We start from the raw sequence: 13,542 nt of genomic DNA on the forward strand, positions 1-13,542 counted from the left end.
GTTTACGGGCAGGAGTATGGGGTGTGTATGCTCCTGCCCACATGAATTTATTTCTTCAAAAAATCTTTTACTTGGTTGTACACATTCTCTCCGGTATATCCAAGTTTTTCGTCAAGCACCTTGTAAGGAGCCGAGAAACCAAAACTTGGCATGCCGAAAATCTTGCTGTTGGGGCCGATGCCCACCAAGCCCTCTAACGTGACGGGCAAGCCGGCCGTCATGCCGAACTTCTTAACGGCAAACGGCAGTACACTCTCCTGGTAGGCTTCGCTCTGTGAACGGAACAATCCCTCTGACGGGGCACTGACAACGCGCACCTTGATGCCGTCCTTGCGCAAAGCCTCGGTGCCGGACTCCAGCGTGGACACCTCTGAACCGCTTGCCACGAGGATGACATCGGGATTTTCATCGGATCCAGCCACGATGTAGGCGCCCTTGGCGGCCTGCTCATAGTCGTTGCCTTCAGGAAGGTTGGCAATAGCCTGGCGTGAGAAGATCAGGGCTGTAGGAGTATCTGTGTTTTCCATGGCGAGCTTCCAGCAAACCGTTGTTTCCTCTGCGTCGGCAGGGCGGAACACGCGTACACTGTCTTGACCGGCATGGTTTTTCATCTTCTCCATCAGGCGGATTTGTGCCTCCTGCTCAACGGGTTCATGGGTCGGGCCATCCTCGCCTACACGGAACGCATCATGGGTCCAGATAAACTTGACGGGAACCTGCATCAGGGCAGCCAGACGAACGGCAGGCTTCATATAGTCGGAGAACACGAAGAAGGTGCCGCAGGCAGCAATCACTCCACCATGGAGCATCATGCCGATACACATATCAGCCATGGTCAGCTCGCTCACGCCGGCTTGGAAGAATGCACCGCTGAAGTCTCCTCTTGTCAGGTTGTGGGTTTTCTTTAGGAATCCGTCGGTCTTGTCGGAGTTGGAAAGGTCGGCAGAGGCACAAATCATATTGGGTACCTGCTCAGCCAATACGCCGAGACAAGCAGCGCTTGCAGAACGTGTGGCATCGTTCGGCTTCTGTGTCACTTTGCTCCAGTCAATCTTGGGAGCCTTGCCCGAGAACCACTCGTCCATCAGTGCCGACTTTTCGGCATTGTTCTTGCGCCATTCTGCCTCTTCAGCCTTGCGGGCGGCAACAATCTTTTTGAGTTCTTCACGACGGGCACAATAGAGATCCTCGACTTCGTCGAAAATGACAAAGGCATCCTCATGATTGCCACCAAGACTTGTGACGGTCTTGATATAGGCGTCGCCACCAAGCGGTGCGCCATGAGTCTTGAGGTTGCCTTCGTAGCTTGCGCCGTCGGCCATCAGGGCACCCTTGGCCATTATCGTTTTGCCGATGATGAGGGTAGGACGCGATTCTTCCTTGAGTGCGGCATCCAGAGCCTTGCGGATTTCGGCTACGTCGTTGCCGTTGATTTCAATGACATGCCAGTTCCAAGCTTCGTATTTTGCCTTGGTGTTTTCGTTCATGACAACCTTGGTCTCTGTAGACAGCTGGATGTCGTTGGAGTCATAGAACATGATGAGGTTGTTCAAACCAAGGTTGCCGGCAATGCGGCCTACACCTTGGGAGATTTCCTCCTGAACACCACCGTCGCTGATATAGGCATAGATCTTATGCTGCATCATGGTCTTGCCCAAGCGTGCCTCTAAGAATTTCTCAGCAATCGCAGCACCGGCGGCCATGGCATGTCCCTGACCGAGAGGGCCTGACGAGTTTTCGATGCCATGCATAATGTCAAGCTCCGGGTGTCCGGGCGTGATAGAATCCCACTGGCGGAACTGCTTCAGGTCGTCCATGGAGAAGAAGCCGCGAAGCGTCAGACCGGCATAGAGCATGGGGCTCATGTGTCCCGGGTCGAGGAAGAAGCGGTCGCGGCCGGTCCACTTGGGATCTTCGGGATCGTAGACAAGGTATTCAGAGAAGAGCACATTGATAAAGTCGGCTCCTCCCATTGCACCACCGGGGTGACCTGATTTAGCTTTTTCAACCATAGAAGCAGCCAGAATGCGAATGTTGTCGGCTGCACGGTTCATTATTTTAATATCGTTCATTTTTATACTGTTAATTGGTTTTTGATTATGTGATATGTCAAGGTTCAGAAGTCTGACTTCTCCGGCGAGTTTGTCTCGCATTTTGCGTGTGAAGCAGGGCGACTACCTGATGTTTAGGGTGACGATAGACATGGCCGGAAGTTTGACGGTTACCTTGTTCTTTTTCACCTTGGCGCCCTTGAAATCGGCCAGTTGTATTTTGTTCGGATTGTCGAAGTCGTTGTAATCGTCAACCTTCTTGCTTGTCAATATGTTGCCAACGGCAGTTTTTGCTTGAGCGCCATCAAGGTTCAGCACCACTTCCTGGGTTTTGTCTAAACTGGTGTTTGCCAAGGACACGAAGACAGAGCCGTCGGCTTTCTTCGCTGCCGAAATAGATACCATGGGTATCTTGCCGTCAGTCATGTTGTGCATGTGTCCACCCTCTACGCTCATCGAGTCCACCTTGACATCCATTGGCAAATGGGTGGCTTCCTGGAAGTCCTGATACATTTTGAAAACATAGTAGGTGGGGGTGAGTACCATGTGGCCCTGTCCCTTGGTATCGGTTAGAATCATGCTTTGCAGAACGTTGGCGATCTGTGCGATGTTGGCCATCTTGATGCGGTCAGCGTGTCTTTGGAAAACGTTGAGTGAGAGTGCAGCCACCATAGCATCGCGCATGGTATTCTGCTGGTAGAGATGCCCGCGGATGGTTCCCGGTTCCTCGTCCCACCATGTTCCCCATTCGTCAACAAGCAGACCAATACGTTTGTCCGGGTCTTTCTTGTCCATGATGTCGCTGTGTTTCTTGATGACATCCTCTATTTGGAGACATTTTCCGATGGTCCAATAGTATTCCTTTTCATTGAAATTGGTGGCAGAGCCTTTGCTGCTACTCCAGCTTTTCACGGTGTAATAGTGGAGGGAAAGTCCGTTCATGTGGTGTCCCACGTTGTCCATCAGGACCTGTGTCCAGTTGTAGTCGTAGTCGCTTGCGCCCGACGCAATCTTGTAGAGGTGGTTGCCGTCGTAATTCCGGCAATACACAGCGTAGCGGCGGAAGAGGTCGGCATAGTATTCGGGGCGCATGTTGCCACCGCATCCCCAACTCTCGTTGCCCACACCGAGGTATTTCACTTTCCATGCTTTCTCGCGTCCATTCTGCCGACGCAGCTTGGCCATGGGCGTTTCACCGTCGCTGGTCATGTATTCCACCCATTTGGCCAATTCCTCAACCGAACCGCTGCCAATATTTCCGCTGATATAGGGCTGCGTGCCAAGAAGTTCGCAAAGGTTTAGGAATTCATGTGTGCCAAAGGAATTGTCCTCAATGGTGCCTCCCCAGTTGTTGTTTTGCATTTTGGGTCGCTTCTCGGCAGGGCCGATACCGTCCATCCAGTGATATTCGTCGGCAAAGCAGCCACCGGGCCAGCGCAGCACGGGTATCTTCAGGGCTTTGAGCGCCTGAAGAACATCATTGCGATAGCCTTGGGTGTTGGGGATGTTGGACTGTGGACCAACCCACAGTCCACCGTATATACACGTACCGAGGTGTTCGGCAAACTGACCGTAGATTTCCTTGTTGATCTTGTTCTTTCCTTCGTTGACATGAATCGTGGCAGTAGCGTCTTGGGCATTCGCCGGCAGAAAGGCTGCTGCGGACAAGATGAACGTTGTGATAAGATTCTTCATTTGCATAAATATTAATTGGCATTCTTAAACCGAACGGCTGCCTTTTCGATGGCAAGGCCTTTCGTGTAACTTTCGATATATTTGTTGAACCCTGCAACATCTTCGGCGGTGGGTTTAACTTCCACCCCCGTGTTACCCTCAAAGACATGATGGTCGAGGAAGTCGGGCAGGGATTGTCCGTCGTCCTTGTTGACCAAGTAGGAGGCGAGCAGGGCTATTCCCCATGCACCGCCCTCGCCGGCAGTCTCCATGACCGAAATGGGAGAGTTGAGGGCTGCGGCCAGGAAACGTTGACCTACTCCTGCAGTCTTGAAGTAGCCGCCGTGGCCGGTGATGCGGTCGACATTGACTTTCTCTTCCTTGAACAACACGTCGTTGCCGATCTTCAGTACGGCGATGGCAGCATAGAGTTGGCTGCGCATGAAGTTTGCCAAGTTAAATTTGTCGTTGGCAGCGCGGATAAAGAGCGGGCGTCCCTCGTCCATATCTGTAACAGGTTCTCCCGATACATAGTTGTAGGACAGCAAGCCTCCACAGTCGGCATCCCCGTTCAGGGCTGCTTCGAAGAGGTTGGTGTATAACTTGTTGAGGTCGACCTTGCAGCCCATCAGTTCCTGAAACTGCTTGAATAGATTTACCCAGTCGTTGATTTCCGATGTGCAATTGTTGCAGTGTACCATGGCCACGGCACTGCCGTCGGGCGTAGTGACGACATCAATAACACGATAAGGTCGGGACAGGTTTTTCTCCAGTACAATCATGGAGAATGAAGATGTTCCGGCAGAGACGTTGCCGGTGCGCTGTTTCACAGCATTGGTAGCGGTCATGCCTGTACCGGCATCGCCCTCGGGTGGACAGACGGGTGTGCCGGCCTTGAGATGTCCGGAAACATCAAGACGTTTGGCTCCGTCCTCGGTTAATGTTCCGGCATTTTCACCGGCAACCAAAACCTTGGGAAGAATGTCGTTCAACTTCCACCCGTATCCCTTGGGTTCAACGAGGTTATCGAACTTTTCGACCATGGTTGCATCATAGTTTTTGGTCTCGGGGTCGATTGGAATCATACCCGAAGCATCGCCAATGCCCAGTACCTTCTCTCCTGTGAGCTGCCAGTGAATATAACCGGCAAGCGTGGTGAGGTAATCGATGTCTTTGACATGATTCTCGCCATTCAGAATAGCCTGATATAAATGTGATATGCTCCAACGCAACGGAATGTTGAACGCGAAGAGTTCGGAGAGTTCTTCGGCGGCCTTGCCGGTGTTGGTGTTGCGCCAAGTGCGGAAGGGGACGAGAATTTCCTGCTTCTTGTTGAAAGCCATGTAGCCGTGCATCATGGCACTGACCCCGATGGCAGCAAGGTTTTCGAGTTCGGTGTTGTATTGTTTTCTGACATCTGCACGAAGGGCAGCATAGCAATCTTGAAGTCCTGCCCAGATCGCCTCGATGCTATAGGTCCAAAGTCCGTCCACCAATTGGTTTTCCCAAGTATGGTTTCCTTGTGCAATGGGTTTGTTTTCCTGGTCGATCAGGACAGCCTTGATACGGGTGGAGCCAAACTCAATGCCCAGCACAGCTCTGCCAGTCTCGATGGTTGTTTTTGCATCCATAGTCTTATCCTTAATTATTTTAGGTAGTGTGAAAAAACAGGGGTGGGAGAAAGCCAACGGCTTTCCCCCGCACCTATGATGTTATCTTAAAGACTTGTTGAGCATGTAGTATATCTCGTTCCAACGAAGCTCCTTGCGGAACTGCTCATAGTCGGTATCCTTGTTGATGATGCAGGCCTCAATGTCAGCAATCTCTGCAAAATCACGCCAATACTCGCTGGTCAGCGACATGCTGAGACAGGAGTGGTGGGTGCCGCCGGCATTCATCCAGCATCCCACGCCAACCTCGAAAGTGGGCTCGGGAATCCACAGGGCAGAGGCAACGGGAAGCTTGGGCAGAGGCTTGCTCTTGATTAAGTTGACATCGTTGGTTATCAGTCGGAAACGGTTTCCAAGATCGACAATGGTTGCAGCGATGCCATGTCCCTGCTTAGCGGTAAACACCAAGCGTGCGGTTGGGGTCTTCCGAATGCCAATGCCGAGGAAGTGCACCTCCAGACGCGGTTTCTCTTCTGCGATGTCGGGGTTGATTTCCAGCATGTGTGACTCCATGATGGAAGTGTTGTCGCCATCAAAGTTTAGCGTATAGTCCTCAACGAACGAGGTTCCACCTTCAAGACCCTGACTCATGAACCAGGTTGTGCGGAGCAAGGCTGCGTCTTTCCAGTCGCCTTCGGCACCAAAGCCGTAGCCCTCGCTCATGAGACGCTGTGAGGCAAGTCCGGGTATCTGGTCAAAACCATGGCCGGTTTCTTCTACATTCTCGTCGCCGAGGTCGTCAAAGTTCGTCGTGAAGCCTTTGGCACCATAATGTTTCAGTACGGCACGAAGAGTGAGTTCGGTCTTGGCTGCATTCCAAATTTTTCTGTAGCCTTCTGAATTTTCATCCTTCAAGTCGTCGGTAACGCTGTATTCCTTGAAATAGACATCCTTGACGAGGGCGGTAACATCCTCATCCTTGACCTTGTTGAAGAAAGTGAGGACGGTGGAGAACTGCACATAGTCTACATGGTATCCAAGAACCTGCTCGAAGGCAACCTTGTCGCCATCTGTAACGGCTACGTTGTTCATTTGGTCACCGAAACGAATGATGAGACAGTCTTGTGCATCGGCAACACCGGCACAAACGCGAGACCAGACGGCAATGCGCTCCAAGGTCTTCTTGTCTTTCCAATAGCCGATAACCGTCTTGCGGGGTTTGCGCAGACGGGTGAGGATATGGGCATATTCGCGGTCGCCATGTGCACTTTGATTCAAGTTCATGAAGTCCATGTCGATGGTTTCGAACGGAATCTTTTCATTATACTGTGTATGGAAGTGGAGTAATGGCTTGCGGAGTATTTGCATTCCCTTGATCCACATCTTTGCCGGCGAGAATGTATGCATCCAGCAGATGACGCCAACACATTTCTTGTCATTATTGGCGCGAGACATGATGTCGGCTACTTCCACAGAACTGTTGGCCGTTCCTGCATATACCACTTTGATGGGGAGAGACCCTGAGTTGTTCATACCCTCCACCATTTCCTTTGAATGTCCGTTTACCTGCACAACTGCATCACCTCCGTAAAGGAGCTGTGCACCTGTTACAAACCAAATTTCATAATCTTTGAATGCTTCAATCATAGTTAAATAAGTTTATTGTCCCATCGTGGCTCTCTGTTGTGAGCAGCCTTAGGGGTAGATTGGTTAATGTTTAAATGTCTGTTTCGAAAATCTCCTTGCAGGGAGAGATTCATGCTTTTTTCTTTTGGCCATAGTAAGCGTTCGGGCCATGTTTGCGTGAGAAATGTTTTTCTATGAGCAAGGGATTCATCGTTGTCCGGGGATTCACGGAGAAGGATATGAATGCCATCTTGGCCACCTGTTCGGCAACAACGGCATGATATACAGCCTCATTGGCATCCTTGCCCCATGTGAATGGGCCGTGGTTTTTAACCAACACGCCCGGAGTGTGCACAGGGTTGAGTCCGTCTTTCTTGAACTTGTCCACAATGACGATGCCGGTATTGAGTTCGTATTCACCCATTTGCTCCTTGGTCATGGCATCCGTGCATGGAATGGAATCGTGGAAATAGTCGGCATGTGTAGTACCGATATTGGGGATGTCGATTCCTGCCTGAGCCCATGCCGTTGCGTAGGTGGAGTGTGTGTGTACCACACCGCCTATTTCCGGGAAATTTCGGTAGAGTACCAAGTGGGTGGGGGTGTCCGACGAGGGATTCAGGTCGCCTTCCACAACCTTTCCTGTCTCCAAGTCGACCACTACCATGTCGCTGGCTTTCATGGTGTCGTAATCAACACCCGAAGGCTTGATGACAACAAGTCCCTTTTCTCGGTTAATAGCTGATACGTTTCCCCAAGTAAAGAGAACGAGATGATGCTTCACCAAGTCGAGGTTGGCATGGAATACTGTTTCTTTTAATTCTTCTAACATAGTTATGATGCCTTTTTTAGTCTGTCCGTTAATCTTCATATGGACTTCTCGATGACGACAACCTAAAAAGGACTTTTTAATGGGTTATATAAACATGGTTCAAAGCACACCGGCTTGGAATTACAGCCTGAAGGAGGGATCCTCTTCGTAGGCTTTCCGGTTGAATCTGTATAGAGCTGCACCACGCTTAGAGGTGAGTTTATCGATATACTCTGTTTTCTCAATATATTCAATTTGCTTGATGCGCTTGCGGAAGTTGCGCTTGTCTATTTCTTCGTTAATGATAGCTTCGTACACATGTTGAAGTTGAGTCAGCGTGAACAACTCGGGCAAGAGGTTGAAGCTTAGGGGCTCTGTCTTGAGTCGCCGACGAAGCAAAGTAATGGCATCGGTCACCATTTTGTTGTGGTCGGAGTAGAGCTTGGGCAAATTTTCAAGAGCAACCCATTCCAAATGATGCTTTTGACGCAAGGCATCGTCGTAGTCTTTTACGTTGATAAGCGCACAGTAGGCTATGGAGATCACGCGTTCACCGGGGTCGCGGTCTATTTCGCCGAAAGCACCTACTTGCTTCATGTACAAATTATCCAACCCGGTTAGATTTTTGAGTACACGGTTGGCAGCATTGTGCAGACTTTCGTCAGAACCTACAAAGCCGCCGTACAATGACCACTCACCACGACCAGGATCCATCTCTCGTCTTCCGATCAAAACTTTTAAACAATTCTCCTCAAAGCCGAAAACTATGCAGTCTACTGAAACCCAAACCTTGGAGTGTTCACCATAATATCCAGTCATATTCTATTTAAATGTTTTAGTGTAAGAACATGGGGAGTGCCACATTTGTGGTCGTTGTGGCGTCTCCCGATGTATAGTTAATTCAATTTCACAGGTTGTTATGTTTACCACAGAATAACATAAAGCAGCATGGTGATCACAGCAATTCCAATCGTGCCATATGTGTAACCCTTAGTTGTGGAGAAAAGGTTGAGATTGATAGGCAGTGCCTTGGGATCCTTCACTTTGTCCTTGGAGTTGCTGTAAAGCCAGATACCACAGTGGCCGACAAGTACTCCAAAGAAGAAGAAGGCCTGGAAGCCGATATCATTGAGATAGGCAATCAAGTTGCTGTCCGGATTAGCCGCTGGGTTCATCATGCCAAGAATGGTAACAATTGCAGCTGCAATAATCATCACTATACCCGAGATACCCAGGATTTTGCCCCAACGCAACATCATGGCACGGTCTTCCTGTGAAGGAAGTTCTGCACTTTCCGTCTTCTTGCTGAAGTAAGAAACAATGATGAAGAAAGTAACCAGAATGATGAATATATATCCGGCACGGAACTGGAAGGCTACATCCGGCATGGTGACTTTGAATAGTACGCCCATTGGGATGGTGAGTATAGCTGTCCATACTGCTGCCGTGGAAGATGCTCTTTTCCAAAGCAATCCGAGTCCAAATACGGTGATGATACCCGGATAGATAAATCCACTATATTCCTGAATGTATTGGAAGGCTTGGTCGAGTCCGCCCAACAACGGTTCAACAGCAATCAGTGCGATAACCAAAGCCGATACAGACACCATACGACCAACATTAACCAATGCCTTGTCCTTGGCATTCTTGTTAATATATTTCTTGTAGATGTCCATCGTGAACAGTGTGGAGGTGGAATTGAACATCGAAGCCAGAGAGGATATAATTGCTGCGGCAAGTGCGGCAAAGCTCAACCCCTTGATACCGGTAGGAGTGAAGTTGCGAATCAGCCAAGGGTAGGCATCGTCTGCAACGTTTATTTTTCCGGCCAAGTTCATATTCTCAAATGCTTGAGGATCTTGAGAGATGTAATAGGCACATATACCGGGAAGAACCACGATGAAAGGGATGAGGATTTTCAGGAAGCCCGCAAAAACGAGACCTTTCTGTGCCTCGTCCACGCTCTTGGCAGCAAGTCCCTTCTGGATAATATATTGGTTGAATCCCCAGTAGCCCAAGTTGGTGAGCCAAACACCACCGACGACAGCAGCGATACCTGGAACATTGGCAAAGGCACTGGCATTATGACTCTCTTGAATCACCAAGTGGAAATGTACGTCCTGTGCATGTGTTCCCGTTGTCAAGTCAGTATAGACTTTGCCCAAAGCTCCGAGTGCGTCTGTTCCGAATACGCCTCCCATCTCAGAGAGGGCTACGTATGCTGTAATTAAACCACCTCCAATGAGGAATGTGACTTGCATGACATCGGTCCAGGCCACGGAAGCCAAACCACCATAAATGGAATAAATTCCTGCAACGACAAACAAGAAGAGAATAATAATCATTCTTATCGAGATGGTCATGGGGCCAACAGAGACGGCAAGACCTTGGAGTCCAAGAATTTGTTCAATGGCCAAGGCACCGAGCCATGCCACAGAAGTGAGGTTGACAAAGACATAGAGGAACAGCCATAGAATAGAGAAGGCCAAGCCCACACCATCATTATATCGTTCGCGAAGGAACTGTGGAATGGTGAAGATCTTCCGATTGAGCATCACAGGCAGGAGGAATTTTCCGATTACAACCAATGTAATGGCTGCCATCACTTCATAGGCTGCAATGGCGATGCCGTCGCGGAATCCGGTTCCGGACATTCCGATAAACTGTTCTGCCGAGATGTTGGCTGCAATGAGCGAAGCGCCCACGGCCCACCATGTCAATGTGTTGCCGGCAAGGAAATAGTCGTTTGCTGTTTTCTCCTTACCATCTTTATTGCGACTCAGGAACAGTCCCAAGCTTACAAGCAGAATAAGATAGGCTATTAGGATTACAAAGTCGATTGTTTTAAAGCCTGATGAGGCTAAAGCCTCAGAAATACTGTTCATTGCTAAATATAATTTATTGTAGTTGATTGAGTTGTTTCTGATAACTTTACTTCACCGAGAATTTATAAACCAAATGGCTCGAGTAAGTTTCTCCCGGTTTCAGGAATGGGTTGGAAATTTCCCATCCTGGAGTTTTAGCCACAAACTTTGTGGGGCTGTCCGGATACTTCTGGCTTTCGAAGCATACACTGGCATGCTTGGGATAGAGCACTCCATGCTTGCCGGGGATGCCGGTTCCCTGAAAGTTGCCGGTATAAACCTGCAATCCTGGCTCATTGGTAAACACTTCGAGGAAAATGCCGGTGGTGGGGGAGTAAAGACTTGCAGCTACTTGCGTGTCGTCGCCCTTACCATCTTTGAAAGTATTCAGGCACCAATTGTGATCATAGCCAGTGGCATTTTTGATTTGATCGAAACTTGTATCATTAATGGTTTCCGACAATGCGTGCTCCTTGCGGAAGTCCATCGGGGTGCCTGTTACATCTTTAATTTCACCAGTTGGGATATACTGGGCATCAGACGGTGTAAATTTGTCAGCATTGACATACATCACCTGGTCATCAGCTGTCTTGGACAAGTCACCGCCCAAGTTAAAATAGCTGTGGTTGGTCATGTTCACTACAGTTTCCTTGTCTGTGATGGCACTAAAGCAGATGTCAAGCGTGTTGTCAGCCTTTACCCAATATGTGGCAGTGGCCTTAACGTTACCGGGGAAACCATTCTCGCCGTCGGGAGCCTCTATGGCGAATATAACGGTGCTGTCTGTCTTTTCCTGGATATCATATACTTTGTTCAGCCATCCTGAATTCCCACCTCCATGGAGACAGTTCTCATTATCATTTGCACGGAGTTTGTATTCTTGGCCATCCACAGTAATCTTGGCACCCTTGATGCGGTTGGCATAGCGCCCAACACTTGAACCGTAGTCGGAAGGAGAGTTCAGGGTGTCTGCATACTGCTTGATGTTGTCATAGCCTAAGACCACATCGGTAAGTTTTCCTTCTTTGTCAGGCACACTGATAGACACCACACGACCACCATAGTTCGTGAGGCACACTTCCATGCCATTGGCATTTTTAAGTGTAACCAGCTCCACACTCTTCCCATTGAGCGTGGTGTCAAATGCTGTAGGATTTAGTCCGGATACTGTTAGGGAAGCGGCTTCTTTGCCGCCATTACAAGATGCTAAAGCCAAGACTCCCAGTCCTGCTCCAAGCAATAGGTTATTGATTTTCTTCATATCAAAAGTAGAGTTGTTAGTTAATCGAGTAATTAATTGGTGGTAAAGTTACAATATTTATTTTAAAACCGAATCATTTTGAGTTATTTTTTTTTGTTCATCCGACTTTTCGAGTGATACGACAATCATGTAATGCATATTCTTCCCTCTTAATTCTTCATTCTTCCCTCTTAATTCTTCATTCTTCCCTCTTCATTCTTCATTCTTCCCTCTTCCCTCTTCATTCTGGTTCATCCGACATTAGGAGTGATAACCCTAATTTAACACCAGATGCAAGATTATTCCTGACGAGGGTGCCTCCTGTGTCCTATTACATCAACTAAAATGATTCGTCGTTCATTCATGCAGTTTTGTTCTCATCAACAGATGTCCAAGATGAGTCCAGAGACAACAGATACTAATATTTTTTCTTACAATCATCTCTCTATATTTTGCGAATTTAAAAAAAAACAATCCATCGGTTTGAAATTCGAAAAATTTGAGATAATTTGTAGTGTATTGACAATCAGAGTTTTAACAAATATGATTTTACGATTCGATTTTTGTCGTCTACGATTAGATGTCAAACGCCACTGCGGTTAAACTCTAATCACGATACGACAAAGGTTCGGTCGCGCAATCGAAAAGCTCGAATCGCGGTGCCACAAGGCTGTAACCGCATCGGTCTTGTGTTTTTGATATTTTTCAGGAATAAAGTTATCCGCAAAAACATGGCGCATTTCTGCCCAGATGCGACGAAAGAAATTGGCCGGAAACGGTAATAATATTTTATAAAGTGTAGAATGAAGAATGAAGAATGAAAAGGGAAGAATATGCACTACATGAGTGTCGTATCACTCGAAATGTCGGATGAATCGTTTTTCTTTATACGCTACGCTTCATATTCTATATCCCATAAGAACAGTCCATGTGGTGGCATGGACTGACCGGCATCCGAACGACTTCCCTTTTCTACGATTTCGCTAAATTGCTGAAGCGTTATGTTATGACGTCCGACGTCAATCAATGTTCCAACCACAGCTCTGACCATGTTGCGTAAGAATCTGTTGGCTGATATTTCAAAGTAATACGTTGCAGGGCCGGTTTGCACCCAACGAGCCGTTGTGACTTTGCACAGGGTGGTTTTATTGTCAGCATGAGCCTTGCAGAAGGCCTTGAAATCGTCTGTCTCGAGCAAGATTGCTGCAGCTTGATTCATCTGTTCAAAGTCGAGTTGCCAATTCATCTCTACCGAGAAAAAACGTTCAAACGGATTGCGTTGCGTATGAATAAAATACCGATATGTACGCTTGGTGGCTGAAAACCTTGCATGCATCTCATCGTTCACCCGCACCACCTTTTCACAACTGATGTCTCTGGGCAGGATTCGATTGAGTCTGTAGGCCAACTGTTCACAGTTCAACTCGCGGTCTATGTCAAAATGTGCAGCCATTCGTCGTGCGTGCACGCCGGCATCTGTTCGTCCTGCCCCCGTCACCTCAATGGGTTGCCGGAGCAGGGTGGTCAGTCCTTGCTGTAGTTTTTCTTGTACCGACATGCCGTTGGGCTGAATCTGCCAACCATGATAGGCCGTGCCATCAAAACTTATCCAAACAAAATATCGCATATTCTATCCCTCTGATTTTAAAACAAAACTTATTAAACA

At 48.4% G+C, this 13,542-nt stretch carries 9 protein-coding genes; all 9 read right to left on the reverse strand.

Annotation, left to right across the window (positions count from 1 at the left end; all coding sequences use genetic code 11):
- Positions 1 to 47 precede the first annotated feature (47 nt).
- Positions 48 to 2,072 (reverse strand): transketolase family protein, encoded by a 2,025-nt coding sequence (locus HMPREF0645_RS00900; protein WP_044123112.1) that lies wholly within the window; start codon positions 2,070 to 2,072, stop codon positions 48 to 50.
- A 102-nt stretch (positions 2,073 to 2,174) separates the two neighbouring features.
- Entirely contained in the window at positions 2,175 to 3,752 is a 1,578-nt protein-coding gene (locus HMPREF0645_RS00905; protein WP_007172903.1) for an alpha-N-arabinofuranosidase, read from the reverse strand.
- 5 nt (positions 3,753 to 3,757) lie between these two features.
- Positions 3,758 to 5,356 (reverse strand): xylulokinase, encoded by a 1,599-nt coding sequence (locus HMPREF0645_RS00910; RefSeq protein WP_007172904.1) that lies wholly within the window; start codon positions 5,354 to 5,356, stop codon positions 3,758 to 3,760.
- Positions 5,357 to 5,437: 81 nt separating this feature from the next.
- The gene (araA, locus tag HMPREF0645_RS00915; protein WP_007172905.1) at positions 5,438 to 6,982 is read right to left on the reverse strand and encodes an L-arabinose isomerase; all 1,545 of its coding nucleotides are present in this window, start codon (positions 6,980 to 6,982) and stop codon (positions 5,438 to 5,440) included.
- 109 nt (positions 6,983 to 7,091) lie between these two features.
- Entirely contained in the window at positions 7,092 to 7,793 is a 702-nt protein-coding gene (locus HMPREF0645_RS00920; RefSeq protein ID WP_044123204.1) for an L-ribulose-5-phosphate 4-epimerase, read from the reverse strand.
- Positions 7,794 to 7,913: 120 nt separating this feature from the next.
- Positions 7,914 to 8,591: an NUDIX hydrolase gene (locus tag HMPREF0645_RS00925; protein WP_007172907.1), complete on the reverse strand. Its 678-nt coding sequence runs from the start codon at positions 8,589 to 8,591 to the stop codon at positions 7,914 to 7,916.
- 104 nt (positions 8,592 to 8,695) lie between these two features.
- Positions 8,696 to 10,657 (reverse strand): sodium/sugar symporter, encoded by a 1,962-nt coding sequence (locus tag HMPREF0645_RS00930; RefSeq protein WP_007172908.1) that lies wholly within the window; start codon positions 10,655 to 10,657, stop codon positions 8,696 to 8,698.
- A gap of 46 nt (positions 10,658 to 10,703) precedes the next feature.
- Complete coding sequence (locus tag HMPREF0645_RS00935; RefSeq protein ID WP_007172909.1) at positions 10,704 to 11,897, reverse strand: aldose epimerase family protein; 1,194 nt, start codon at positions 11,895 to 11,897, stop codon at positions 10,704 to 10,706.
- 871 nt (positions 11,898 to 12,768) lie between these two features.
- Positions 12,769 to 13,503 (reverse strand): tRNA pseudouridine(38-40) synthase TruA, encoded by a 735-nt coding sequence (gene truA, locus HMPREF0645_RS00940; RefSeq protein ID WP_007172911.1) that lies wholly within the window; start codon positions 13,501 to 13,503, stop codon positions 12,769 to 12,771.
- Between the last annotated feature and the right edge of the window lie 39 nt (positions 13,504 to 13,542).

The sequence above is a fragment of the Hallella bergensis DSM 17361 genome, assembly GCF_000160535.1.
GTDB classification, from domain to species: Bacteria; Bacteroidota; Bacteroidia; order Bacteroidales; family Bacteroidaceae; genus Prevotella; species Prevotella bergensis.